Source organism: Streptomyces sp. NPDC006463, assembly GCF_042870715.1.
Classification (GTDB): domain Bacteria; phylum Actinomycetota; class Actinomycetes; order Streptomycetales; family Streptomycetaceae; genus Streptomyces.
Map to the genome: position 1 here is coordinate 94,324 of NZ_JBIAHP010000002.1, position 24,399 is coordinate 118,722.

Here is a 24,399-nt window from a genome sequence, read left to right on the forward strand (position 1 = left end):
CGCTCGCCACATCTCTGCCGAATCGCCCGGTTGTGGTGTTGAGTAGCTCCACGCCCGATCTTCACCCTCGTTTTGGAGGACCGCATGCTCCCCTCCATCTCCCTCACCCAGGAAATGGGCCTCGCCGTCCTGCTGGTCGCCGCCCTCGTGTGGCTCGTCGGCCTCGGCCACATGCTCCGGGCCAGCCGCAGCCGCCACCCCGAGCCAGGTGCCTTCGAGGGCCTGGCGGTGATTCCGGCCCAGCGCGGCGCCGCCGCGCACCCGATGGAGGCGGTGGAGCTGACCGAGGCGGAGAAGGAGGCCTTCGACGGCCTCGTCCGCAGGATTCCGCTGAGCTGATCGACAACGGCCCGCACCTCAAGGGTGTTGCGGGAAGTTGATGGCGAGGAGCGGCTACCGCAACGCCCTCCCCGGCCGTCTCGGGCCGTGGGAGGGCGTTCGCCTGTGACCGGCGTCGCCGACTGGCGGCGACTCAGCCGCAGTTCACTGCGGCCGGGCGTCAGTTGTGGCTGTGCAGGACCTCGTTCAGGCCGCCCCAGGCCGCCTTGTACGGGCGGGCCTCGACGGCGCCGGTGACCGAGTTGCGGCGGAAGAGGATGTTGTTGGCGCCCGAGAGCTCCAGGGCCTTGACGATCTGGCCGTCCGGGAGGGTGACGCGGGTGCCCGCGGTCACGTAGAGGCCGGCCTCGACGACGCACTCGTCGCCGAGCGCGATACCCACGCCCGCCTCGGCGCCGATCAGGGTGCGCTCGCCGATCGAGATGATCTGCTTGCCGCCACCCGAGAGGGTGCCCATGGTGGAGGCGCCGCCGCCGATGTCGGAGCCGTCGCCGACCACGACGCCCGCGGAGATGCGGCCCTCGACCATGGAGGTGCCGAGCGTGCCGGCGTTGAAGTTGACGAAGCCCTCGTGCATGACGGTGGTGCCCTCGGCGAGGTGCGCGCCGAGGCGGACGCGGTCCGCGTCGGCGATGCGCACGCCCTTGGGGGCGACGTAGTCCGTCATCCGGGGGAACTTGTCGATCGAGGTGACCTGGAGGTGCAGGCCCTCGGCGCGCGCGTTGAGGCGTACGGTCTCGACCTGGTCGACCGCGACCGGGCCCAGCGAGGTCCAGGCGACGTTGGCCAGCAGGCCGAAGACGCCGTCGAGGTTCTGGCCGTGCGGCTTGACCAGGCGGTGGCTGAGCAGGTGCAGGCGCAGGTACGCGTCGTGCGCGTCCAGCGGCTTGTCCTCCAGGGAGGAGATCACCGTACGGACGGCCACGACCTCGACGCCGCGGACCGCGTCCTGGCGGATCGCCTTCGACGCGGCGGCGCCCAGCAGCTCCACGGCCTGCTCGGCGGTGAGGCGCTCGGTGCCGGCCGGGCCGGGCTCGGCGACCAGCTCGGGGGCGGGGAACCAGGTGTCGAGGACGGTGCCGTCGGCGGTGATGGTGGCAAGTCCGGCGGCGACGGCGCCGGTGGTACGCGTAGCAGTCATGCCAGAAACCTAACCGGCGACGGCCCGCGGTCGCGAACCGGTCTCATGTGCCGGTCGCGCGCGTCGCCGCGCCCCCGGCGCACCCATGACCAGCACGGTCGCCCCGGCGGCCGCGCCGAGCACCGCGCACACGGGCCACAGCAGGCCGGGCGCGGCGCCGTAGAGGGCTCCGCCGAGCGGTGCGGCGAGCACGACGCCACTGACGGAGACGCCCGCGTACAGGCTCTGGAACCGGCCGATGGCGTGCTCGGGCGACTCGTCGGCGACGTACGCGGTGGCGGTGGTCTTGTAGAGGATCTCGCCGAGGGTCAGCAGCACCATCATCGCGACGGTGGTCGCGATCCCCACCCCGAGCAGCAGCATGGCGTAGCCGCCGCCCACCAGCACCAGACCGCTGCCGATGACGTTCAGCGGGGAGCGCCGGCGCAGGGCGAGGGCGGCGGGGATCTCCAGGAGCATGATGACGCCGCCGTTGATGCCGATGAGCAGCCCGTAGGCGCGGGTGTCCATGCCGTGCTCGGCGAGGAACACCGGGAACGTCGTGTAGTGCTGCCGGTAGACGAGGTCGATGACGACGATCGCGCCGAGCAGCACGAGGACGGTCGGCCGCGCGCGCAGCTCCCGCCACAGCCCTCCGCGGCCCAGACCCCCGTCCGGGGCCGCGGAAGGGGCGGTGGCGGCCCGGGACGGGACGACCCGGGCGGTCCAGAGGGCGAAGAAGAGGGTGCCGAGGCCGTCCGCGACGAAGAGCCAGTCGTACGAGAGTCCGGTCGCGATCAGGGCCCCGAGCGGTGCGCCCACCGCGAAGCCGGCGTTGGACATGCAGCGGGTGACGGCGAAGGCCTGGCGCCGGGAGCCCTCCGGCACGGTGACGGCGACCAGCGCGGAGTTGGCGGCCCGGATCACCCCGGAGGCGTACTGGGCGAGCGGCAGGACGAGGGCCAGCAGGCCCGTGGGGACCGCCGGCAGGACGACGAGGGCGGCGCCGCCGAGCGCGGAGGCGGTGAGCAGCACGCGGCGGTGACCGAAGCGGTCGCCGTACCAGCCGCCGGTGAAGTTCCCGGCGACCAGGCCGACGCCGCCGATGCCGACGACCAGGCCCGCCTGGGCGGCCCCGAGGCCGCGCGGGCCCGTCAGGTAGAGGAAGACGAAGACGAAGGTGAAGCTGACGACGGCATTGACGAAGATCCCCGCAGCCAGCAGCCACACAGTCCTCGGTACGTCCTTGAACCCCTGCAGCACACCCGTGTCCCCCGTATCCCGAAGCGAGTCAGTTCCTTTTGGGAACGGACTATGTCAGCATGACAGCCTTGGGTCAACGGACAAAGGAGTTCCCATGGCCCAGCGCACGCACCTCGGCGACGCGGACTGCTCCATCGCCCAGGCCCTCGACGTCGTGGGCGACTGGTGGACGCTGCTGATCGTGCGGGACACCGCGCGCGGCCTGTACCGCTTCGACGAGCTCCAGCGCGAGCTCGGGGTGTCCCGCAAGGTGCTCGCCGAGCGACTGAAGCTGCTGGTCGAGGCCGGGGTGCTGACGCGCGTGCCGTACCAGGAACGTCCGGTGCGGCACGAGTACCGGCTGACCCCGCGCGGGCGCGGACTGCTGCCGGTGCTGGTGGCCCTCCAGGACTGGGGGGACAGCTGGATCCTGGGAGAGGGAGAGATGACGGCGACGACCGCGGAGGCCTCACGGGAGGCGGAACGGGTGCACGCGCTGCGCGGCACCCGGCTGCCGGAGCTGGCCCTGCCGGACCGTTTCGGCGAGCTGCGCGACCCGGTGGCGGACAACGCGTTCACTGTCCTGTACTGCTTCCCGGGCGCGTACGCGCGCGCCGAGTCCTACCCGCCGGGCTGGGCCGGGATCCCGGGCGCCAAGGGATGCACGTTCGAGTCGTGCACCTACCGCGACCAGCTCGCGGAGTTCACCGCGGCCGGCGCCACCGTGCACGGCGTGTCGACCCAGCGGCCGGACGAGCAGCGGGAGTTCGCGGAGCAGGAGCGGCTGCGCTTCCCGCTCCTGTCGGACGCGGATCTGGCCCTGACGGCGGCGCTGCGGCTGCCGACCTTCCGCGCGGCGGGCACGACCCGGATCAAGCGCCTGACCCTGGTCCTGGACCGCGACCGCACCGTGCGCGAGGTGTTCTACCCGATCCAGGACATCGAGGCGAGCGTCCAGGCGGCCCTGACGGCGGTCCGCTCTGCAGCCTAGGACGGCCCCAGGACCCGGCCCAGGACCTCGCGGGCGTACGGCTCGTCGTACTCGGCGTCCGTCAGGAGCACCTGCAGGCTGATGCCGTCCATGACGGCGACCAGGGCGCGCGCCGTCACCGGGTCGGTCCACGGGGCCAGGGCGGCGGCGACGGCCTCGCACCACTCCGCCGCCACCGGCCGCAGCGCGGGCCGGCGCAGGGCCGCCAGGTAGAGCTCGTACTCCAGCTCGGCCCGGCCCCGGTCGGCCGACAGGATCTCGCCCAGCAGCCGCGCCAGGGCGCCCGCGAGGTCCTCGCCGTCCCGCACGACCAGGGCGGGCGCGAAGGCCTCGTTGGCCTGCCGCAGGGCGGCGACCAGCAGGTCGTCCAGGGTCTTGAAGTGGTACGTGGTCGACCCGAGCGGTACGTCGGCCTCCGCGGCCGCGCTGCGGTGACTCAGCCCGGCGATGCCCTTGGCGGCCACCACCCGGATCGCCGCGTCGATGATCCGCTGCCGCCGCTCGGGGTCGTACCTGCGCGCGCCGGGGGCCATCAGTGCGCGCCTCCCAGGTTCAACAGCACCACGCCGCCGATCACCAGGGCGATCCCGGCGATCTTCGCGGCGGTGGCCGCCTCCCCCATGAACACCATCCCTATGGCGGCGATCGCGGCGGTCCCGACCCCGGCCCATATCGCGTACGCCGTGCCCACCGACATCGTCTTCAGCGTCTGGGCGAGCAGGGTGAAGGCGATGACGTAGCCCAGCAGCGTGCCCAGCGAGGGCCACAGCTTCGTGAAGCCGTCGCTGTACTTCATGGCGGTGGTCCCGGCGACCTCGGCGGCGATGGCCGCGGCAAGCAGTGCGTAAGGCATGTGTACAAGAGTACACACCGATGTGTACGACCGTACACATGCAGCACTCGGGACTCCTGCGGCCTCCGGCGCTACCCTGTCCGCCTCGCAGGAGCCCGCAGGGGCTCCCGGCGGACGGAGGGCCCGCGCATGGCGCAGCACTGGACCCATCGGGGCGGCGGCTGGCTGCCCCCGCGCTCTCCACGGCCCGGGGTGATACCCCTGCGCCCGCTGGGGCCGCGGGACATCCTCGACGGGACCCTCACCACCCTGGGCCGGTACGGCGGCCGACTGCTCGGCGCGCTGCTGCTGGGCCAGCTGGCGGGGCTGCTGCTGCTCGTCGCCGTCGCCGGGGCGGCCACCCTCGCCGCCGTCACCCGCACGGCCGGCAGCCGGGTGTTCGTCCACACCCTCGTCCCCGCCGTCGCCCTGTTCCTGCTGGCCGGCTGGGCGCTGGCCACCGCCCTGGCCGCGGCGCTGCTCCGGCCGGCCGTGCTCGGGCGGCCCGTCACCACGCTCGGGCTGCTGCGGGCGGCGGCGCCCCGGATCCCGGCCGTGCTCGGGGCCCGGCTGCTGGCCCTGCTCGCCGCCGCGGGGCCCGGCGCGGCCGCCGTCGCCGCACGCCTGCCGCCGCTCGCGCTGCTCCCCCTCGCCCCGGTCGCCCTCTGGCTCGGGGTGCTCTTCGCCCTGGCGCCCACGGCCGCCGGGTACGAGGGGCTCGGCCCGGTGGCGGCCCTGCGCCGTTCGGCCCGCCTGGTGCGGGGGGCCTGGTGGCGGACCTTCGGCGTCACGGTCCCGGCCGGGACGCTCGCGCTGGGCGCCGCGCTCGCCGTCCCGCTGCGGTTCGGCGTCCTCGGCGCACTGCTCGCCCCGGCCCTGCTGCTGGCCTTCCCGCAGCCGGCTTCGGGCCTGCTCTACCTGGACCGGCTGCTGCGCCTCGGACCGGGGCTCAGCCCAGGGTGAACCAGGCCGTGCGGGCCTTCTTCCACTCCGGGTGCGTCAGGTCCTTGGCCTCGACGCCGTCCCCGTACAGGTCCGCCGAACCGCTGTCGGTGACCAGCTGCACCCGTGCGCCCGCCGCCGTCAGGTCGGGCACGTCCATGATGGCCTCCCAGCCGCCGGGGTCGGTGGTCGGCAGGTCGGCCCGCTTGACCGGGGCGTGGCCGGGGACGCCGTCCCACTGGTAGAGCGCGTACGGGTCCGAGTTGTCGTCGGCGGCCCACGAACCGGCCAGGATCAGGTACTGGTTCGCCGCGTTCTTGTGGATGTCTCGCACGGACAGCCCTCCGAGGTCGAGCTCGATGCCCGTCCCGAAGACCGCCTCGGCCCCGGACGCCAGGACCTGGTCGAAGTTGGTGACGGGCACGACCAGCGCCTTGCCGCCGGGGACGGCGGGCGCCAGCGGGGCCCGGAAGCCCAGGTAGGCGGTGGTGGTGGAGCCGGGCGCGAACTCCAGCCCCTCCACGTTGAATCCGTCGATCTGCTTCGGCGCCTGCCCGGCCGCGGTCCCCGCCGCGAAGCCGTAGCGGTTGCCGTTCGCCGTGTCCCAGGCCACCAGATCGTCGCGGAGCTTCTTGTACGAGCGCCCGTACGCGAGCTGCGTGCCGGTCCCGGATCCGCTCACCGTGGTGGTGAACACCGTGTTCCGGGGCGCTTTGTACTCGCCGTCCTTGTTGTTGCCGAGCGAGCCCGTCCAGTAGATGGTGTCACCGATCCGGGTCGCCCCCTCGATGTCCACCTCCTTGGTGACCCCGAGCTGCGAGCTGAAGTCCCAGGTCCGCACCGGGGCGCCCGAGCGTGAACGGTCGTACAGACGCAGCACGTTGGACTCGTCGTCGGCGACGATCGCGTACCCGCCGCCCACGTCGACGGCTGCCGAGGCGTCCGAGGACCCGGTGAGGTACCGGGCGTCGGCCGGGTTCTGCACGGCGGCCGAAGCCGCGTAGTACAGGGTCTTGGTGGCCGTCTTGCCGCCCAGCCCGGTCACCTTGACGGTGAGGTTGGTGTAGCCGCGGCCCCGCGCGGCGACGGCCAGCTGCCGCACCGCCCCGGCTCCGGTCACGGTGACGTCACCGGTACCGGCGACCGAGGGCTTGCTCGACGCCGAGGCGCTGACCGTCAGCGCGGAGACGTCGGCCCCGCTCTGCCCCACGGTCACGTTCACCACCGGGTCGCCGACGGCGCCGACGGCCCCGGACAGGTAGGAGGCGGACAGCCCGATGGTGGGCGTCCCGTACGTCACGGCCTGGGCGGGTGCGCCGACCGCGGCGACCACCATCGCCGCGATACCTGCGACAGCGAACTTCTTCATCGGTGACCCCCACGGGTGGAGTTGAGCGTGAACCAGGCGGACCGGGACTTCTTCCACTCCGGGTGGTCGAGGTCCTTGGCCTCGGTGCCGTCGCCGTACAGGTCGGCGGCGCCGCTGTCGGTGATCAGCTGGACGCGGGCGCCGGGCACCCGCAGATCGGGTACGTCGACCACGGCCTCCCAGCCGCCGGGGTCGGAGGTGGGCAGGTCGGCCCGCTTCCTCGGCGCGTGGCCGGGGACGCCGTCCCACTGGTAGAGCGCGTACGGGTCGGAGTTGTCGTCCGCGGCCCAGGAACCGGCCAGGACCAGGTACTGGTCGGCGGCGTTCTTCCGGATGTCACGGATGGCGAGGCCGTCGAGATACATCTCGACCGGTTCGCCGAAGGCGGGCTTGGCGCCGGACGCCAGGACCTGGTCGAAGTTGGTGACGGGCACGACCAGCGCCCTGCCGCCGGGGACGGCGGGCGCCAGCGGGGCCCGGAAGCCCAGGTAGGCGGTGGTGGTGGAGCCGGGCGCGAACTCCAGCCCCTCCACGTTAAACCCGTCGATCTGCTTCGGCACCTGGCCGGCCGCGGTCCCCGCCGCGAAGCCGTAGCGGTTGCCGTTCGCCGTGTCCCAGGCCACCAGGTCCTGGCGCAGGCCCCGGTACGCACGGGCGAAGGAGACCTCGGTGCCGGCGCCGGAGCCGGTGATCTTCGTGGTGAAGACGGTGTTCCGCTCGGCCTTGTACTTGCCGTCCTTGTTGTTGCCCAGCGAGCCCGTCCAGTAGACGGTGTCGCCGACCCGGGCGGCCGCCTCGATGTCGGCCTCCTTCTTCAGGCCCAGCGCGGGACCGAGGTCCCAGGTCTTCACCGGGGCGCCGGAACGGGAACGGTCGTACAGCCTCAGCACGTTGGACTCGTCGTCGGCCACCAGCACGTGGCCGCCGCCCACGTCCACGGCGGCGGAGGCGTCCGAGGAGCCGGTCAGGTAGCGCGCGCCCAGGCCGTTGCCCACGCGTGCGGAGGCCGCGTAGGACAGGGTGGCCGTGGCGGTCTTCCCGCCGCGCCCGGTGACCTCCAGGGTCAGTTCGGTGTAGCCCTGCCCGCGGGCCTGCACCGTCAGGCGCCGGTCCCCTTCGCGGGTCCGCTCCTGCCGTACGTCGCCCACGCCCGCGACGGCCGGGTTACTGGAGGAGACCACCCTCAGCCGCAGGAATCCGTCCGGCACACCGGCCTGCCCGACGTCCGCCGTCACGGCCGGGTCGCCGTGCGCGCCCACCGCACCGCTCAGGTGCGTGGCGGACAGCGCGACGGTCACGGCGGCGGTCTGCGGCAGCACGGCTCCCGCGGCCGTGGGAGCGGTCAGCCCTGCGACGAGCAGGGCCGCGGCCCCTGCGGCGCCCGCGGCGCCCCAGCGGCGCGCCGGTGAAAGGCGAACGGTCACGGATGGTCCTCTCGTGGTCTGCGTCACGTCGTGACGGCCGTCGAGAAGATTCGGCCACCATGGCCAACTCCGCGTGCACTTCATCCGTCCACCCGGAGAACAGCGGACCGGAAGCAGGCGCACCGGAGGAGAGCCCGGCGGAAACGAGGAGGGCCCCCGGCACGACCGTGCCGGGGGCCCTCACCTGCGTGTGATCAGACGTTGAAGCCGAGCGCGCGGAGCTGCTCACGACCATCGTCCGTGATCTTGTCCGGGCCCCACGGGGGCATCCAGACCCAGTTGATGCGAAGTTCGTTGACGATGCCGTCCGTCGCCGACTTCGCCTGGTCCTCGATGACGTCCGTCAGCGGGCAGGCCGCCGAGGTCAGCGTCATGTCGAGGGTGGCGATGTTCGCGTCGTCGATGTGGATGCCGTAGATCAGGCCCAGGTTGACGACGTCGATCCCCAGCTCGGGGTCGACCACGTCGTAGAGGGCCTCGCGGACCTCTTCCTCGGTGGCCGGCTTGATCGACACCTCGGGCGTCGCGTTCTCGGTCATGCCGTCTTCCTCTCCGCGTCGCCCAGTGCCTGGGCGGTCGCGTCCTTCCAGGCCATCCAACTCAGCAGAGCACACTTCACGCGAGCCGGGTACTTGGAGACGCCGACGAACGCGACCGCGTCCTCCAGCACCTCCTCCATGGCCTCGTCGGGCTCGATCTTGCCCTTCGACTGCATCATCTCCAGGAACACGCCCTGGATCTTCTGCGCCTCGGCCAGCTCCTTGCCGACGAGCAGCTCGTTCAGCACGGACGCGCTGGCCTGGCTGATGGAGCAGCCCTGGCCCTCGTACGAGACATCGGTCAGCGTCTCGCCGTCGTACTTCACACGGAGCGTGATCTCGTCGCCGCACGTCGGGTTGACGTGGTGCACCTCGGCGTCGCCGTCGCGCAGGCCACGCCCGTGCGGGTGCTTGTAGTGGTCCAGGATCAGTTCCTGGTACATCGAATCCAGCTTCACTGCGTCCTCGTCGCCTCGTCCGTCAGCCGAAGAAGTTCCGTACGTGCTCCAGCCCGTCGATCAGCGCGTCGACGTCCGCCGGAGAGGAGTACAGGTAGAAAGACGCTCGCGTCGTCGCAGGAATTCCGTAGCGCAGGCAGACGGGGCGCGCGCAGTGGTGTCCCACGCGGACCGCGATGCCCTGCTCGTCCAGCACCTGGCCGACGTCGTGCGGGTGGATGTCGCCGAGCACGAAGGAGATCGCGGCGCCGCGGTCCTCGGCCGTGGTGGGGCCGATGATCCGCAGGTCGGGCACCTCGGCGAGGCGCTTGATCGCGTACTCGGTGATCGCGTGCTCATGCGCGGCGATCTTGTCCATGCCGATCGCGGCCAGGTAGTCCACGGCCGCGCCGAGGCCGACGGCCTGGGCGATCGGGGGCGTACCCGCCTCGAACTTGTGGGGCGCCGGAGCGTAGGTCGAGGCGTGCATCGACACGGTCTCGATCATCTCGCCGCCGCCGAGGAACGGAGGCAGGTCCTCCAGCAGCTCCTGGCGGCCCCACAGGACGCCGATGCCGGTCGGGCCGCACATCTTGTGGCCGGTGAAGGCCACGAAGTCGGCGCCGAGCTCCTGCACGTCCAGCGGCATGTGCGGGGCGGCCTGGGAGGCGTCGATCAGCACCAGGGCGCCGACGTCCTGGGCGCGCCGGACGATCGCCTCGACCGGGTTGACCGTGCCCATGATGTTGGAGACCAGCGTGAAGGAGACGATCTTCGTCTTCTCCGTGATGACCTCTTCGATGTTGGACAGGTCGAGCCGGCCGTCGTCGGTGAGGCCGAACCACTTCAGCTTCGCGCCGGTGCGCTGCGAGAGCAGCTGCCACGGGACGATGTTGGAGTGGTGCTCCATCTCCGTGATGGCGATCTCGGTGTCGCGGTCGACCCGGTAGGGCTCGTCCGCCCAGCCGAGCATGTTCGCGACCAGGTTGAGCGACTCCGAGGCGTTCTTGGTGAAGATCACCTCGTCGCGGCTCGGCGCGTTGATGAAGGCGGCGACCTTGTCGCGAGCGCCCTCGTACAGCGCCGTGGCCTCCTCGGCGAGCACGTGCACGCCGCGGTGGACGTTGGCGTTGTGCTGCTCGTAGTACTCGTTCAGCGCGTCGAGTACCTGGCGCGGCTTCTGCGAGGTCGCCGCGTTGTCCAGGTAAACGATCTTCTTCCCGTCGTGGACCACACGATCCAGCAGGGGGAAGTCCTTGCGGATCGCCTCGATGTCGAGGAGGCCAGGCAGCTGTGTCACGCGGTCGCGCCACCCTTCGTGCTGTACGACTCGTAGCCTTCCGCCTCCAGCTTGTCGGCGAGCTCGGCGCCGCCGGACTCGACGATGCGGCCTTCCGAGAAGACGTGGACGAAGTCGGGCTTGATGTAGCGGAGGATCCGCGTGTAGTGCGTGATCAGCAGCGTGCCGACCTCGCCGGTCGCGCGGACGCGGTTGACACCCTCGGAGACCTGGCGCAGCGCGTCGACGTCGAGGCCGGAGTCGGTCTCGTCGAGGATCGCGATCTTCGGCTTCAGGAGCTCCAGCTGCAGGATCTCGTGGCGCTTCTTCTCACCGCCGGAGAAGCCCTCGTTGACGTTGCGCTCGGCGAAGGCCGGGTCCATCTGGAGCTGCTCCATCGCGGACTTGACCTCCTTCACCCAGGTACGCAGCTTCGGGGCCTCGCCGCGGATGGCGGTGGCCGAGGTGCGCAGGAAGTTGGAGACCGAGACGCCGGGGACCTCGACCGGGTACTGCATGGCGAGGAAGACTCCGGCGCGGGCGCGCTCGTCGACGGACATCTCCAGGACGTCTTCACCGTCGAGGGTCACGGTGCCACCGGTGATGGTGTACTTCGGGTGACCGGCGAGCGAGTACGCCAGGGTGGACTTGCCGGAGCCGTTCGGACCCATGATGGCGTGCGTCTCACCCTGCTTGACGGTGAGGTCGACGCCCTTGAGGATCTCGCGGGCGCCGTTCTCGGCCTCGACGGAGACGTGCAGGTCGTGGATTTCAAGCGTTGCCATGGATACCTCAGGACTCCTGGGTGAGGGAGACGAGCACGTCGTCCCCTTCGATCTTTACGGGGTATACGGGTACGGGGCGCGTCGCGGGCAGACCGGAGGGCTTGCCGGTGCGCAGGTCGAAGGCCGACCCGTGCAGCCAGCACTCGATCTGGCAGTCCTCGACCTCGCCCTCCGAGAGGGAGACGTTCGCGTGCGAGCAGATGTCGTTGATCGCGAACACCTCCCCGTCGGTGGAGACGATGGACACCGGCGTGCCGTCGAGTTCCACCCGCTTCGGGGTGTTCTCCTCCAGCTCGCTCAGCGCACAGGCCTTGACGTAGTTCATCAGACGGAACCCTGGAGCTCGGACTCGATCTTGGCGAGCAGGCGCTCCTCGATGTCCGGGACACCGATCTGCTGGACGAGCTCGGCGAAGAAGCCGCGGACGACCAGGCGGCGGGCGTCGTCGGCCGGGATGCCGCGGGCCTGCAGGTAGAAGAGCTGCTCGTCGTCGAAGCGGCCGGTCGCGGAGGCGTGGCCGGCGCCGACGATCTCGCCGGTTTCGATCTCCAGGTTCGGCACCGAGTCGACCCGCGCGCCGTCCGTGAGGACGAGGTTGCGGTTCATCTCGTAGGTGTCGGTGCCCTCGGCGGTCTTCTCGATGAGCACGTCACCGATCCACACGGCGTGGGCGTCCTGGCCCTGGAGCGCGCCCTTGTAGACCACGTTCGACTTGCAGTGCGGGGCGTCGTGCGTGACCAGGAGGCGGTGCTCCTGGTGCTGGCCGGCGTCCGTGAAGTACAGGCCGAAGAGCTCGGCCTCGCCGCCCGGACCGGCGTAGCTGACCCGCGGGTGCAGGCGCACGACGTCGCCGCCGAAGGTGACCACGATCGACTTGAAGGTCGCGTCGCGGCCGACCAGCGTGTTGTGCTGGGAGACGTGGACGGCGGTGTCGTCCCAGTCCTGCACGGACACGACGGTCAGCTTGGCGCCGTCGCCGACCAGGAAGTCGACATTGGCGGCGCGCACGCCGTCACCGGTGTGGTCGATGACGATGACGGCCTCGGCGAAGGCCTGCACGTCGAAGACGGTGTGGCCGAAGGTCGTGCCGCCCTCGCCGTGCAGCGTGACGCGCACCGGCTCGGTCAGGACGGCCTCCTTGGGCACGGTGACGACCGTGGCCTTGGCGAAGGACGAGAACGCCTGGGCGGCGATCCGGTCCACCGGGGTGCCGGCCTTGCCGATGCGCGCGTCGTCGCGCTCCACCGACTCGACGGTGACGCCCTCGGGCGCGTCGATCTGGGCCTTCATGGTGCCGTTGGCGACCGCGGTGCCGTCGTGGAGACCACGCAGGCGGGCGAGCGGGGTGAACCGCCACTCCTCCTCGCGGCCGTGGGGCACGGGGAAGTCCGCCACGTCGAAGGACGGGGGGGCGCTCATCCGGGTGGCGACGGTCGACTCGGCGGCCACCGCGATCGCGCCGGCGGTGGTCGAACCCGCCGGAATGTTCTGAGCCTCAGCCATGGCTGTCGTCTTGCTCTCTTCCTACGTCGTTAGCGGAGCTGGTGGTGGGGCGGTCGGGGATTAACCGACCGAACCCTCCATCTGCAGCTCGATCAGCCGGTTCAGCTCCAGGGCGTACTCCATGGGCAGCTCGCGCGCGATGGGCTCGACGAAGCCGCGCACGATCATGGCCATCGCCTCGAACTCCGTCAGACCGCGGCTCATCAGGTAGAAGAGCTGGTCGTCGGAGACCTTGGAAACGGTGGCCTCGTGGCCCATGGAGACGTCGTCCTCGCGCACGTCCACGTAGGGGTACGTGTCCGAGCGGGAGATCGTGTCGACCAGGAGCGCGTCGCACAGCACGTTGGACTTCGAGCCGTGGGCGCCCTCGCCGATCTCGACCAGGCCTCGGTAGGAGGTGCGGCCGCCGCCTCGTGCCACCGACTTCGAGACGATGTTCGAGGAGGTGTTCGGCGCCATGTGGACCATCTTGGAGCCGGCGTCCTGGTGCTGGCCCTCGCCCGCGAAGGCGATGGACAGCGTCTCGCCCTTGGCGTGCTCGCCCATCAGGTAGACGGCCGGGTACTTCATGGTGACCTTGGAACCGATGTTGCCGTCGATCCACTCCATGGTCGCGCCCTCGTACGCCACGGCGCGCTTGGTGACCAGGTTGTAGACGTTGTTCGACCAGTTCTGGATCGTCGTGTAGCGGCAGCGGCCGCCCTTCTTCACGATGATCTCGACCACGGCGCTGTGCAGCGAGTCCGAGGAGTAGATCGGGGCGGTGCAGCCCTCGACGTAGTGGACGTACGCGTCCTCGTCGACGATGATCAGCGTCCGCTCGAACTGGCCCATGTTCTCCGTGTTGATACGGAAGTAGGCCTGCAGCGGGATGTCCACGTGGACACCCTTGGGGACGTAGATGAACGAGCCGCCCGACCACACCGCGGTGTTCAGCGAGGCGAACTTGTTGTCACCGACCGGGATGACCGTGCCGAAGTACTCCTGGAAGAGCTCCGGGTGCTCCTTGAGCGCGGTGTCCGTGTCGAGGAAGATGACGCCCTGCTCCTCCAGGTCCTCGCGGATCTGGTGGTAGACGACCTCGGACTCGTACTGGGCCGCGACACCGGCGACGAGGCGCTGCTTCTCCGCCTCCGGGATGCCGAGCTTGTCGTACGTGTTCTTGATGTCCTCGGGCAGTTCCTCCCAGGAAGCGGCCTGCTTCTCGGTGGAGCGCACGAAGTACTTGATGTTGTTGAAGTCGATGCCCGAGAGGTCGGAGCCCCAGTTCGGCATGGGCTTCTTGTCGAACAGCTTGAGACCCTTGAGGCGGAGCTTCAGCATCCACTCCGGCTCGGACTTCTTCGCCGAGATGTCGCGCACGACATCCTCGGACAGACCCCGCTTGGCAGCGGCGCCGGCCGCGTCGGAGTCGGCCCAGCCGTATTCGTAGGTGCCCAGGCCATCGAGCTCAGGGTGAGCAGTCTCCGTGGTCATGCGGGGTTCCTCCCGGCCGTACTTGCAGATACTGATGTGTCGGTCTGTGTGGTGCTCGCGCTACGCGGAATGAACGTCGTGCACACTCCGTCGCCGTGGGCGATCGTGGCGAGGCGCTGCACATGGGTCCCGAGCAGGCGGGAGAAGACCTCGGTCTCCGCCTCGCAGAGCTGCGGGAACTGCTCGGCGACGTGTGCGACCGGGCAGTGGTGCTGGCAGAGCTGTTCACCGCTGTGCGGACCGGGAGCGCTCTTCGCCGTAGCAGCGTACCCGTCGACGGTCAACGCCCTGGCAAGGGCCTCCGTACGCTCCTGGGGAGCGGCCGCGTCGACGGCTTCCCGGTAGCTCTTCGCCTGCTCTTCCATCCGCGACCGGGCGAAGGCGGCGACGGCCGCCTCTCCCCGCTCTCCGCCGCCGACGGACTGCGCGATCCAGCGCAGGGCGTCCGCGGCGAGCGTGTCGTAGGACTGGTCGAAGGCGTCGCGGCCGCAGTCGGTGAGCGCGAAGACCTTGGCGGGCCGGCCCCGGGTGCGCGCGCCGTACACGCGCTGCTCACGGGGTGCGACCACGTCGTCGGCGACGAGCGTGTCGAGGTGGCGGCGGACGGCGGCCTGGGTGAGGCCGAGGCGCTGGGCGAGGTCGGCGACGGTGGACGGACCGTGGTCCAGGATGGACCGCGCGACCCGGTTGCGGGTTGACCGCTCCCCGGTCGCGAGTTCCCCCTGGGGGGTCTCGATCTGCCGTTCGCCGTATTTCACAACGCCATTGTTGCGTAATTAGTCGAGCGGCGACAAGCCGTGACGGACGCCACCCCTGGTGGCCTCCATCACTAAGGGTTACCTAATCTGTCGACGCAGAGTTATCCGGAGGGAAATGCTCCGCACTCTCGCCGGAGGCTGCCGTCGGACCGGCACACGGCTCCCCACCAGCAATTCTCCACCCATGGGGCGTCCCGGCACGGCGGACACCGCATTCCGGAAAAGATCACCCGGCGACACAGGGCCATCCAGGGCGGACGTGCTGAAATCAGCCGTGGTCGCGTCGCGGTGTTCGAATCCGAAGGCGACGAAAAGAGCCCTCCCCCGGCTCCGTAGACTCATCCCCCATGAGCAACGACCCCGCCGTGGAGATCCGCGGACTGGTGAAGCGGTACGGCCCCAAAGCGGCGGTGGACGGCCTGGACCTCACCGTCCGCAGGGCCTCCGTCACCGCGGTCCTCGGCCCCAACGGCGCGGGCAAGACGACCACGGTGGAAACCTGCGAGGGCTACCGCCGCCCCGACGCGGGGACCGTCCGCGTCCTCGGCCTCGACCCGGTCGCCCAGGCCGAGGCGCTGCGCCCGCGCATCGGCGTGATGCTCCAGTCCGGAGGCGTGTACTCCGGGGCCCGCGCCGTCGAGATGCTGCGCCACATGGCCAAGCTGTACGCCGACCCGCTCGACGTCGGCACCCTGGTGGAGCGCCTCGGCCTCGGCGGCTGCGGCCGTACCCCCTACCGCAGGCTCTCCGGCGGCCAGCAGCAGCGCCTGGCCCTCGCCATGGCCGTGGTCGGCCGCCCCGAGCTGGTCTTCCTGGACGAGCCCACCGCCGGCCTGGACCCGCAGGCCCGTCGCGCGACCTGGGACCTCGTACGGGAGCTGCGCGCGGACGGGGTCTGCGTCGTGCTCACCACCCACCACATGGACGAGGCCGAGCAGCTCGCGGACGAGGTCGCCATCGTGGACGCGGGCAAGGTCATCGTCCACGGCAGCCCCGAGCAGCTGTGCCGGGGTGGCGCCGAGAACACGCTGCGCTTCACCGGCCGGCCCGCCCTGGACCTCGCCTCGCTGCTGAAGGCACTGCCCGACGGCACCCAGGCCGCCGAGCTCACCCCGGGCGTCTACCGGGTCACCGGCGACGTCCACCCCCAGCTGCTCGCCACCGTCGCCTCCTGGTGCGCACAGCACGGCGTCATGCCGGACAGCCTCTCGGTGGAGCGGCACACCCTGGAGGACGTGTTCTTGGAGCTGACCGGCAAGGAGCTGCGTTCATGACGGCGTACGGGACCGGCACCTGCCGGGGGTCCGGGGGTTGCCCCCCGGGAGGACACAGCCTGGAGCTGACCGGCAAGGAGCTGCGTTCATGACGGCGTACGGGACCGGCACCTGCCGGGGGCCCGGGGGTTGCCCCCCGGGAGGACACAGCCTGGAGTTGACCGGTAAGGAGCTGCGCCGATGAGCGCCGGCACGTTCACGCCCGCCCCGGGGGCGGCCCCCGTCTCCCGCATGATCCTCGCGCAGACGGCACTGGAGACCCGGATGCTGCTGCGCAACGGGGAGCAGCTGCTGCTGACCGTGATCATCCCGGCGCTGCTGCTGACCCTCTTCTCCGCCGTGGACATCGTCACCGTGCCCGTTCAGGAGGGGTCCGAGAAGTCCGTGGACTTCCTCGCCCCCGGCATCCTGGCCCTCGCCGTGATGTCCACCGCCTTCACCGGCCAGGCCATCGCCACCGGATTCGACCGCCGCTACGGGGTCCTCAAGCGCCTCGGGGCCTCCCCGCTGCCGCGCTGGGCCCTGATGACCTCCAAGACCCTGTCCGTACTGGTCACCGAGGTGCTCCAGATCGCCCTGCTCACGGCGATCGCCTTCGCTCTGGGCTGGTCCCCGCACGGCGACCCGCTGTCGGTGGCCGCGCTCGTCCTGCTCGGCACCGCCGCGTTCTCCGGGCTGGGCCTGCTGATGGCGGGCACCCTCAAGGCCGAGATGACCCTGGCCGCCGCCAACCTGGTGTTCCTGCTGCTGCTGGTCGGCGGCGGGGTGATCGTGCCGATGGAGAAGTTCCCGGGCGCCGTCCAGTCCGTACTCGGGCTGCTGCCCATCTCGGCCCTGTCCGACGGGCTGCGCGAGGTGCTCCAGCACGGGGCCGCCCTGCCGTGGGGAGACGCGGCCGTACTGGCGGCCTGGGCCGTGCTCGGTCTGGGCGCCGCGGCGCGCTTCTTCCGCTGGGAATGAAACCCTTCCCCTCGCGTCGGCATTGCCGCGAGGATGGGCGCCTCCACACATGAAGCCGGGGGGCGGACATGGTGCAGCGGGAGGCCGTTCTACGGCTGGACGACCAATGGGCACGCGTGCGGTCGGGGGCGGCGCACGCGGAGCCGACGGAGCGCGAGCGGCTGCTCGACGAGCTGATCGGAGCCCTGCGCACCCGTCCCGACGACCCCGGCTGCATCGCGCTGCTGGGACTGCGCCTCGCCGACCGGGCCGCCCTGCGCTTCGCCGAGGGCGACCGCGCGACCGCCCTCGCCACGATCGAGGAGGGGCTGCGCAGCTCCGAGCGCGCGGCCGCGTACTCCCCCGAGTTCACCCGCTGGTACGCCCGCGGGCTGATCAACCACGGGGTGTGGCTGGCCTGGCCACTGAGCGACGAGGACCGGCTGCCGAGGCACCCGCTGGGCCGGGCCGCGACCGAGGGGCCGAGCGCCATGGAGCGGGCGGCCGGTGAGCGCGCCCGCGATCTGACCCGCACGGCGGTCGGCGTGTGGGCGGGCCTGGACCAGAAGGACCCGGTCAACCGCCGGGGCCTCGCCCAGGCCAAGGTGTTCCTCGGGGACCGTCTCGCGGAGCTGGGTTCCACCGAGGACGCGGTGGCCTGGGCCGTGGACGCCGAGTCGGACTTCCGCGAGCTGCTGCTCGCGGGCCACGGCCCGGAGGAGTCCGAGGAGGCCGAGGAGGCCCTCGACCACATCGGCCGGCAACTGGAACTGCGCCTGCGCTTCCTGGCCTTCGACTCCCTGGTGAGCCTGCGCGCCGAGCGGCTGCTGCCCGAACGGCTGCTGCCCCAGGCCGTGGTCGCCGCCCGCATCCAGGGGTTCGAGGAGTCCGAGATAGCGGCCCGGCTGCGCCTCGGGGCCGAGCAGGTGCGCACGATGCTGGAGGTCACGGCCTGGCTCGCGGTGTGGCGCGTCGAGGTGCGCGGCCCTGACGGCATGTGGAACGTACTCGACCATCCGTGGCACAGCACCACAGAAGTGAGGAACAGGACAGCTCAGGACTTGGGGGCTGAATTAGTACGAGGGTTCATGGGCTCGGCGGACCATCCGGGTGACGGCGGCCACTGGCGCATCCTCCTGTGGTGGCACGAGGAGGGCGACCCGGCCGGAGCGCGCTTCCGGGTGGCCTCCGGCCCCGACGCCCCCACGGGCACCCCCTCGTGAAACTTTGCACAAGGCTCCGCCTACGATAGGAGCCGTGTTGAACCCATTCGCATACATCGCCAGTCGCTGGACTCCGTCACCCCGGATCGTCCGGCGGGCCGCGGCCGCCGCGCTCCTCATGAGCGTGGTCATCGTCGTCACCGGCGGCGCGGTGCGGCTGACCGGATCCGGACTCGGCTGCGACACCTGGCCCAAGTGCACCGACGACAGCCTGGTCGCGACTCCGGCCCAGGGCTTCCACGGCGCCATCGAGTTCGGCAACCGGATGCTGACGTACGTGCTCTGCGCGGCCGTCGGCTGGGTCATCCTCGCGGCCCGCTCGGCCAAGCCCTGGCGCGACGAGCTGACGAAGCTCGGGTGGGTCCAGTTCGTCATCGTGACGGCCAATGCCGTGCTCGGCGGCATCACCGTCATGACGGGTCTCAACCCCTACAGCGTGGCCGGGCACTTCCTGCTGGCCACCTCGCTGATCACCGTGACGACGGTGACCTGGCAGCGCACCCGGGAGGGCGACTGCGCCCCGCGGCCGCGCGTGCCCGGCCCGGTGCGCAAGCTGGCGTGGGCGCTGCTCGCGGTGACCTTCGTACTGATCGCGGCGGGCACGGTGGTCACCGGTTCCGGACCGCACGCCGGTGACCGCAGCGAGATCGAGCGGATGCCGTTCGACTGGTCGGCCACCGCCCACGTGCACGCCGTCGCCGCCTGGGTGGTGTGCGCGCTGGCCGTGGCGATGTGGCTGGTGCTGCGCGTGGTCGACGCCCCCGCGGACACCCGGGCCCGCGCCCGTGACCTGCTGATCGTGCTGCTCGCGCAGGGCGGCATCGGCTACGTGCAGTTCTTCACCGAGCTGCCCGAGATCCTCGTCGCCGCCCACATGCTGGGCTCCTGCCTGGTGTGGATCTCGGTGCTCCGGCTCGCGCTGAGCCTGCGCGAGCGGCCGGCCGAACAGGCGGAGATCCCCGCCCAGGGCGACCCCCAGCTCTCCACCGTCTGAGCCGCGGGACTCACGCCCGCTCGTCCAGCCGGTAGACGCGGCGGGCATTGCCCGCCGCGACCATGGAGGCCACCCGGCCCGCGTCCCGCCAGGACCAGGACCCGTCGCCGACCCAACCGCCCAGCACCCGGCCCAGCGCCTCCCGGAACACCAGGGCGCCCACCGCGTGCAGCTCGGGCAGCTGCCTCCCGCCGCTGGAGAACAGCAGCTTCCCGAACGGGGCGTGTTCCAGCAGCTCGGCCAGGACCGCCGCGGCCCGCGCCCCGGTCTGGCCGAGGGCCGCGCCGGCATCCGCGTAGACGTGCGGGAAGGACGCGGCCAGTTGCGCCGTGTGCCGGTGGTACGGGTATCCGCCGAGCAGCACCAGCCGCGTCCCCCGACCGGCGGTGGCCTGCACGAACCGCGTGAGGCGCACCGGATCCCCCGCGCCCGTGTGCAGCTGGAGCGGCAGCCCGGACGCCACCGCGCTCCACAGCAGGTGCCGCAGGAGTACGGGGTCACGTACGGGCTCGCCCCTGACCCGTCGGGCCAGCCACCGCCCGGCCGCCCCGCTCACCTCGCCCGGATCGGGCGGCTCGGGCGCGCGGTCCAGGACGACCGGATAGTCGGCGGCCGCGCCGCAGGTGAAGGCCACGGCCCCGGTGGCGGCGTGGTGCATGGCCTCGGCGAGATTGGCGAGGAAGGCGGCCACCGTCCCGGAGGTGTCGGCGACCTGCTCGGCCAGCAGCTCCGGCCGGACCGCCTCGAAGGTCTCGGCGTTCCCGGCGAGGGCCAGCTCCTTGGGGCCGGTGACGTCACCCGCCACGCCGGTGTCGACCAGGTAGGCGCCGACCCCGGCGCCCCGCAGCAGCAGCCGAGCGGACTCGACCGTGCCCAGCTCGCGCCGCCGGGCCAGATAGCGGGCGGGAGCGCAGTGCGGCTCCAGCCCGAGCAGCGGCGGGCACCAGCGGCGCACCGCGAAACCGGTCTGCGTGTCGAAGAAGGTGGTACCCGCGGCGGGCGGGCCGGCCGAGCGGATCAGCTCGGCCTCGAAGGTGCCCAGGCCCAGCTCCGCACGGAGGACTCCGTGGCAGTACTGGTCCACCAGGGGCGGCGTTTCGATCATCCGGGCATCCCGTTGCGGACGTGGGGAGGGTTCCACACGTCCTAACGGGTGAGCGGGGTGTGAGGTGTTGCTCGCGCTGTTGACCGAGCGACCACTCCGGACCCCGGACGGCGCCCGGAAGGGGTCAGGCCGCCGGGTTCTGCTGCCCGCCGAGCTGGATGCCGGCCATCCGCGTCCACTCGTAGGGGCCGGTGCGCACGCGCGCGGCGAACTCCCCGTCGAACTCTTCGTGGAGGGTCAGTCCGGCCTTCTCGGCTGCCAGCTGGGCCACCGCGAAGGTCGGGGCGACCAGGTCGCCCCATTCGCCGTCGTTGCCCACGAGCACGATCCGGGTGCCGGCCTGGCCGATGTGGGCGAGGTGGCCTTCGGCGCCGCCGTGCAGCCCGGCGAAGGCGCCGATCTGCCTGGCCAGCTTCGCCGCGGTGCGGTCCTGCTTCTTGTCTGCGGTGGTGTCTGCCATGGACAGCATGCTACCGGCGAGTAATCAGCGGAGGAAGGGATCCACGGCCACCGCCACGAACAGCAGCGACACATAGGTGATGGACCAGTGGAACAGGCGCATCTCCTTGAGCTTCGCTCCCGTCACGCCGGCCTTGGCGCGGGCGTGCAGCGCGTGCGCCTCCCACAGCCACCAACCGCCCGCGACCAGCGCGACCGCCGTGTAGAACCAGCCGGTGTACCCCAGCGGGGTCAGCAGCAGCGAGACCCCCACCATCACCCAGCTGTAGAGGACGATCTGCCGGGCCACGACCTTGTTGCCCGCCACGACGGGGAGCATCGGCACGCCGACACGCGCGTAGTCGTCCTTCACCTTCATGGACAGCGGCCAGTAGTGCGGCGGGGTCCAGAAGAAGATGACGAGGAAGAGGATGACCGCGGCCCAGGAGACCTCGTTCTTGACCGCGGACCAGCCGATGAGCACCGGCATGCAGCCCGCGATGCCGCCCCAGACGATGTTCTGGGCGGTGCGCCGCTTCAGCAGCATCGTGTAGACGACGACGTAGAAGAGGAGCGCGCCGAGCGCGAGGGCGGCCGAGAGCCAGTTGATCAGCAGGCCGAAGAAGAGCGTGGAGACCACACCGAGCGTGATGCCGAAGGCCAGGCACTCACGCGGGCTGACCATGCCGGTCACCAGCGGGCGCTGCGAGGTCCGGTCCATCAGGGCGTCGATGTCGCGGTCGATGTACATGTTCAGCGCGTTGGCGCCGCCCGCGGACAGGTAGCCGCCGAAGCAGGTCGCGAGGACCAGCCACAGCGACGGCACACCCTGCTCGGCGAGGAACATCACCGGCACTGTGGTGATCAGCAGAAGTTCGATGATCCGCGGCTTGGTCAAAGCCACGAAAGCCATGACCCGGGCCCCGAACGGCCGGTGGACGGGGCTCGTCCCGAGCACCCCCGCTGGACGGGATTCGACGGCCGTCACACGCACCCCTGAGAGAGAATCCAGCAAGCCCGGACTCGCACCGTTCAGTGAATGAAAGGCCGGTTGAGGCTTGCGCGTACCACGCCACTCTAGACGTTGCGCTTCCGTCGCCCCGCGCCGGGGTCGCTTCGTGTTGGGCTGATCGGACGGGGCGGGCAGGTGAACACGGGCTGCCGGCGTGGTGACGGACCGTGGGCACTCGAATAGCTGCACGCCGTTGCGGGGGTAGGCTCGGAATCGCGCCGGTGCGACCGTTCGTCACCGGGAACAGACATGTGGAGAGGAGCCCTGACCAACGGTGAGCATCAAGCCGACCACCACAGAGCTCGAGTGGACCGAACTGGACCAGCGGGCCGTCGACACCGCCCGCATCCTGGCCGCTGACGCGGTCCAGAAGGTCGGAAACGGCCACCCCGGTACGGCGATGAGCCTGGCCCCCGCCGCGTACACCCTCTTCCAGAAGGTGATGCGGCACGACCCGGCGGACCATGAGTGGGTCGGTCGCGACCGCTTCGTGCTCTCCGCGGGGCACTCGTCCCTCACCCTTTACACCCAGCTCTACCTCGGTGGCTTCGGCCTGGAGCTGGACGACATCAAGGCGTTCCGCACCTGGGGCTCCAAGACCCCCGGTCACCCGGAGTACGGCCACACGGCCGCCGTCGAGACCACCACCGGTCCGCTGGGCCAGGGCATCGCCAACGCGGTGGGCATGGCCATGGCCGCCCGCTACGAGCGCGGCCTGTTCGACCCGGAAGCCGCCCAGGGCGCCTCCCCGTTCGACCACATGATCTACGCGATCGCGGGCGACGGCTGCCTCCAGGAGGGCATCTCCCACGAGGCGTCCGCGCTGGCCGGCCACCAGAAGCTCGGCAACCTGGTGCTGCTGTGGGACGACAACCACATCTCCATCGAGGGTGACACCGAGACGGCCGTCTCCGAGGACACCCTCGCGCGTTACGAGGCGTACGGCTGGCACGTCCAGCGCGTCGCGCAGCAGGAGAACGGCGACCTCGACCCGAAGGCGCTGTTCGCCGCCCTCCAGGCCGCCAAGGCCGAGACCGGGCGCCCCTCCTTCATCGCGATGCGCTCGATCATCGCCTGGCCGGCCCCGTCCGCCCAGGGCACCGAGGCCTCGCACGGCTCCGCGCTCGGCGACGACGAGGTCGCGGCCACCAAGCGCGTCCTCGGCTTCGACCCGGAGCAGACCTTCGAGGTCTCCGACGAGGTCATCGCGCACACCCGCGCTCTCGGCGACCGCGGCCGCGAGGCCCGGGCCGCGTGGGAGAAGGACTTCTCCGCCTGGCGCACCGCCAACGCGGAGCGCGCCGCCGAATTCGACCGCATCAACGCCAACGAGCTGCCCGCGGGCTGGGAGGACAAGCTCCCCGTCTTCGAGGCCGGCAAGGGCGTGGCCACCCGCGCCGCCTCCGGCAAGGTGCTCCAGGCGCTCGGCGCGGTCATCCCGGAGCTGTGGGGCGGCTCGGCCGACCTGGCCGGCTCCAACAACACGACCATCGACAAGGACTCCTCGTTCCTGCCGGTGGGCAACCCGCTGCCGGAGGCCGACCCGTACGGCCGCACCATCCACTTCGGCATCCGCGAGCACGCCATGGCCGCGGCCATGAACGGCATCGCCCTGCACGGTCACACCCGCATCTACGGCGGCACCTTCCTGGTGTTCTCCGACTACATGCGCAACGCCGTCCGCCTCTCCGCGCTGATGCACGTCCCGGTGACGTACGTGTGGACGCACGACTCCATCGGTCTCGGCGAGGACGGCCCGACCCACCAGCCGGTCGAGCACCTGGCCTCGCTGCGCGCCATCCCGGGCCTCAACGTCGTCCGCCCGGCCGACGCCAACGAGACCGCCATCGCCTGGCGCGAGATCCTGCGCCGCCACACCAAGGTGTTCGGCAAGGGCGCGCCGCACGGTCTGGCGCTGACCCGCCAGGGCGTGCCGACCTACGAGCGCAACGAGGACGCCGCCAAGGGCGGTTACGTGATGTTCGAGGCCGAGGGCGGTCCCGCCGAGGTCGTCCTCATCGGCACCGGCTCCGAGGTGCACCTGGCCGTCGAGGCCCGCGAGCAGCTCCAGGCCGAGGGCGTCCCCACCCGGGTCGTCTCCATGCCGTCCGTCGAGTGGTTCGAGGAGCAGGACCAGGAGTACAAGGACAGCGTCCTGCCCTCCTCGGTGAAGGCCCGCGTCGCGGTCGAGGCCGGCATCGGCCTGACCTGGCACCGGTACGTCGGCGACGCCGGCCGGATCGTGTCGCTGGAGCACTTCGGCGCCTCCGCCGACGCGAAGGTGCTGTTCCGCGAGTTCGGCTTCACCGCCGAGGCCGTGACCGCCGCCGCCAAGGCCTCCCTCGCCGCAGCCGCGCGCTGACGCCCGTACAAGACCA

25 protein-coding genes are annotated in these 24,399 nt (G+C 71.3%); 8 read left to right on the plus strand and 17 right to left on the minus strand.

The window, feature by feature from the left end; translation table 11 throughout:
* Positions 1-84 precede the first annotated feature (84 nt).
* Positions 85-339, plus strand: a complete 255-nt coding sequence (locus tag ACFYOB_RS04225; protein ID WP_388554276.1) for a hypothetical protein — start codon at positions 85-87, stop codon at positions 337-339.
* Positions 340-499: 160 nt separating this feature from the next.
* Here ACFYOB_RS04225 and dapD read toward each other — a convergent pair whose 3' ends face one another.
* Positions 500-1,480: a 2,3,4,5-tetrahydropyridine-2,6-dicarboxylate N-succinyltransferase gene (gene dapD, locus ACFYOB_RS04230; protein WP_388554279.1), complete on the minus strand. Its 981-nt coding sequence runs from the start codon at positions 1,478-1,480 to the stop codon at positions 500-502.
* 9 nt (positions 1,481-1,489) lie between these two features.
* Complete coding sequence (locus ACFYOB_RS04235) at positions 1,490-2,719, minus strand: MFS transporter (protein ID WP_388555539.1); 1,230 nt, start codon at positions 2,717-2,719, stop codon at positions 1,490-1,492.
* Positions 2,720-2,816: 97 nt separating this feature from the next.
* Between ACFYOB_RS04235 and ACFYOB_RS04240 the strand changes: the two genes are divergently transcribed.
* The gene (locus ACFYOB_RS04240; RefSeq protein ID WP_388554281.1) at positions 2,817-3,692 is read left to right on the plus strand and encodes a winged helix-turn-helix transcriptional regulator; all 876 of its coding nucleotides are present in this window, start codon (positions 2,817-2,819) and stop codon (positions 3,690-3,692) included.
* Here the strand turns inward: ACFYOB_RS04240 and ACFYOB_RS04245 are convergent.
* Together ACFYOB_RS04245 and ACFYOB_RS04250 are read right to left on the minus strand one after the other, a co-directional pair.
* Entirely contained in the window at positions 3,689-4,225 is a 537-nt protein-coding gene (locus ACFYOB_RS04245) for a TetR/AcrR family transcriptional regulator (protein WP_388554283.1), read from the minus strand. The genes ACFYOB_RS04240 and ACFYOB_RS04245 overlap by 4 nt on opposite strands.
* Entirely contained in the window at positions 4,225-4,545 is a 321-nt protein-coding gene (locus ACFYOB_RS04250) for a multidrug efflux SMR transporter (protein ID WP_328925061.1), read from the minus strand. Before ACFYOB_RS04250 ends, ACFYOB_RS04245 begins: the two co-directional genes overlap by 1 nt.
* 129 nt (positions 4,546-4,674) lie before the next feature.
* On the opposite strand from ACFYOB_RS04250, the gene ACFYOB_RS04255 reads away from it, so the two are divergent.
* Positions 4,675-5,487 (plus strand): hypothetical protein, encoded by an 813-nt coding sequence (locus ACFYOB_RS04255; protein ID WP_388554285.1) that lies wholly within the window; start codon positions 4,675-4,677, stop codon positions 5,485-5,487.
* Here the strand turns inward: ACFYOB_RS04255 and ACFYOB_RS04260 are convergent.
* The 10 genes from ACFYOB_RS04260 to ACFYOB_RS04305 all read right to left on the minus strand — a co-directional run bounded on the left by ACFYOB_RS04260 (position 5,474) and on the right by ACFYOB_RS04305 (position 15,036).
* Entirely contained in the window at positions 5,474-6,835 is a 1,362-nt protein-coding gene (locus ACFYOB_RS04260) for a hypothetical protein (protein ID WP_388554288.1), read from the minus strand. The two genes, ACFYOB_RS04255 and ACFYOB_RS04260, sit on opposite strands and share 14 nt — an antisense overlap.
* The gene (locus tag ACFYOB_RS04265; RefSeq protein WP_388554290.1) at positions 6,832-8,259 is read right to left on the minus strand and encodes a DUF3616 domain-containing protein; all 1,428 of its coding nucleotides are present in this window, start codon (positions 8,257-8,259) and stop codon (positions 6,832-6,834) included. Before ACFYOB_RS04265 ends, ACFYOB_RS04260 begins: the two co-directional genes overlap by 4 nt.
* Before the next feature lie 194 nt (positions 8,260-8,453).
* Positions 8,454-8,798: a metal-sulfur cluster assembly factor gene (locus tag ACFYOB_RS04270; protein ID WP_388554293.1), complete on the minus strand. Its 345-nt coding sequence runs from the start codon at positions 8,796-8,798 to the stop codon at positions 8,454-8,456.
* Complete coding sequence (gene sufU, locus ACFYOB_RS04275) at positions 8,795-9,256, minus strand: Fe-S cluster assembly sulfur transfer protein SufU (protein ID WP_030292254.1); 462 nt, start codon at positions 9,254-9,256, stop codon at positions 8,795-8,797. The genes ACFYOB_RS04270 and sufU overlap by 4 nt, the downstream gene beginning before the upstream one ends.
* Positions 9,257-9,278: 22 nt before the next feature.
* The gene (locus tag ACFYOB_RS04280) at positions 9,279-10,535 is read right to left on the minus strand and encodes a cysteine desulfurase (RefSeq protein ID WP_388554296.1); all 1,257 of its coding nucleotides are present in this window, start codon (positions 10,533-10,535) and stop codon (positions 9,279-9,281) included.
* On the minus strand, positions 10,532-11,299 hold the full coding sequence (gene sufC, locus ACFYOB_RS04285) for a Fe-S cluster assembly ATPase SufC (RefSeq protein ID WP_007263436.1): 768 nt from the start codon (positions 11,297-11,299) through the stop codon (positions 10,532-10,534). Before sufC ends, ACFYOB_RS04280 begins: the two co-directional genes overlap by 4 nt.
* Before the next feature lie 7 nt (positions 11,300-11,306).
* A complete protein-coding gene (locus ACFYOB_RS04290) occupies positions 11,307-11,624 on the minus strand; it encodes a bifunctional 3-phenylpropionate/cinnamic acid dioxygenase ferredoxin subunit (protein WP_388554299.1) in 318 nt (105 codons plus the stop codon).
* Positions 11,624-12,802 carry a Fe-S cluster assembly protein SufD gene (gene sufD / locus ACFYOB_RS04295; protein WP_388554302.1) on the minus strand — a complete coding sequence of 393 codons (1,179 nt, stop codon included), beginning with the start codon at positions 12,800-12,802 and terminating at the stop codon, positions 11,624-11,626. The genes ACFYOB_RS04290 and sufD overlap by 1 nt, the downstream gene beginning before the upstream one ends.
* Positions 12,803-12,862: 60 nt before the next feature.
* Complete coding sequence (sufB, locus tag ACFYOB_RS04300; protein ID WP_388554305.1) at positions 12,863-14,278, minus strand: Fe-S cluster assembly protein SufB; 1,416 nt, start codon at positions 14,276-14,278, stop codon at positions 12,863-12,865.
* A complete protein-coding gene (locus ACFYOB_RS04305) occupies positions 14,275-15,036 on the minus strand; it encodes a helix-turn-helix transcriptional regulator (protein ID WP_388554308.1) in 762 nt (253 codons plus the stop codon). The genes sufB and ACFYOB_RS04305 overlap by 4 nt, the downstream gene beginning before the upstream one ends.
* 347 nt (positions 15,037-15,383) lie before the next feature.
* Between ACFYOB_RS04305 and ACFYOB_RS04310 the strand changes: the two genes are divergently transcribed.
* The 4 genes from ACFYOB_RS04310 (at position 15,384) to ACFYOB_RS04325 (ending at position 19,466) form a co-directional block, all read left to right on the plus strand.
* The gene (locus tag ACFYOB_RS04310) at positions 15,384-16,310 is read left to right on the plus strand and encodes an ABC transporter ATP-binding protein (RefSeq protein ID WP_388554311.1); all 927 of its coding nucleotides are present in this window, start codon (positions 15,384-15,386) and stop codon (positions 16,308-16,310) included.
* 180 nt (positions 16,311-16,490) lie between these two features.
* A complete protein-coding gene (locus ACFYOB_RS04315; RefSeq protein WP_388554314.1) occupies positions 16,491-17,270 on the plus strand; it encodes an ABC transporter permease in 780 nt (259 codons plus the stop codon).
* 68 nt (positions 17,271-17,338) lie between these two features.
* Positions 17,339-18,472 carry a hypothetical protein gene (locus tag ACFYOB_RS04320; RefSeq protein ID WP_388554317.1) on the plus strand — a complete coding sequence of 378 codons (1,134 nt, stop codon included), beginning with the start codon at positions 17,339-17,341 and terminating at the stop codon, positions 18,470-18,472.
* Positions 18,473-18,476: 4 nt separating this feature from the next.
* A complete protein-coding gene (locus ACFYOB_RS04325; protein ID WP_388554319.1) occupies positions 18,477-19,466 on the plus strand; it encodes a heme A synthase in 990 nt (329 codons plus the stop codon).
* A 10-nt stretch (positions 19,467-19,476) separates the two neighbouring features.
* On the opposite strand, the gene ACFYOB_RS04330 is transcribed toward ACFYOB_RS04325, so the two are convergent.
* From ACFYOB_RS04330 to ACFYOB_RS04340, 3 genes are all read right to left on the minus strand, one after another.
* Complete coding sequence (locus ACFYOB_RS04330) at positions 19,477-20,571, minus strand: amidohydrolase family protein (protein WP_388554322.1); 1,095 nt, start codon at positions 20,569-20,571, stop codon at positions 19,477-19,479.
* Between the two features lie 124 nt (positions 20,572-20,695).
* A complete protein-coding gene (locus tag ACFYOB_RS04335) occupies positions 20,696-21,031 on the minus strand; it encodes a hypothetical protein (protein WP_388554324.1) in 336 nt (111 codons plus the stop codon).
* A 24-nt stretch (positions 21,032-21,055) separates the two neighbouring features.
* Positions 21,056-21,997 (minus strand): heme o synthase, encoded by a 942-nt coding sequence (locus tag ACFYOB_RS04340; RefSeq protein ID WP_388554327.1) that lies wholly within the window; start codon positions 21,995-21,997, stop codon positions 21,056-21,058.
* A 298-nt stretch (positions 21,998-22,295) separates the two neighbouring features.
* On the opposite strand from ACFYOB_RS04340, the gene tkt reads away from it, so the two are divergent.
* The gene (gene tkt, locus ACFYOB_RS04345; RefSeq protein WP_388554330.1) at positions 22,296-24,383 is read left to right on the plus strand and encodes a transketolase; all 2,088 of its coding nucleotides are present in this window, start codon (positions 22,296-22,298) and stop codon (positions 24,381-24,383) included.
* Positions 24,384-24,399: the final 16 nt, after the last annotated feature.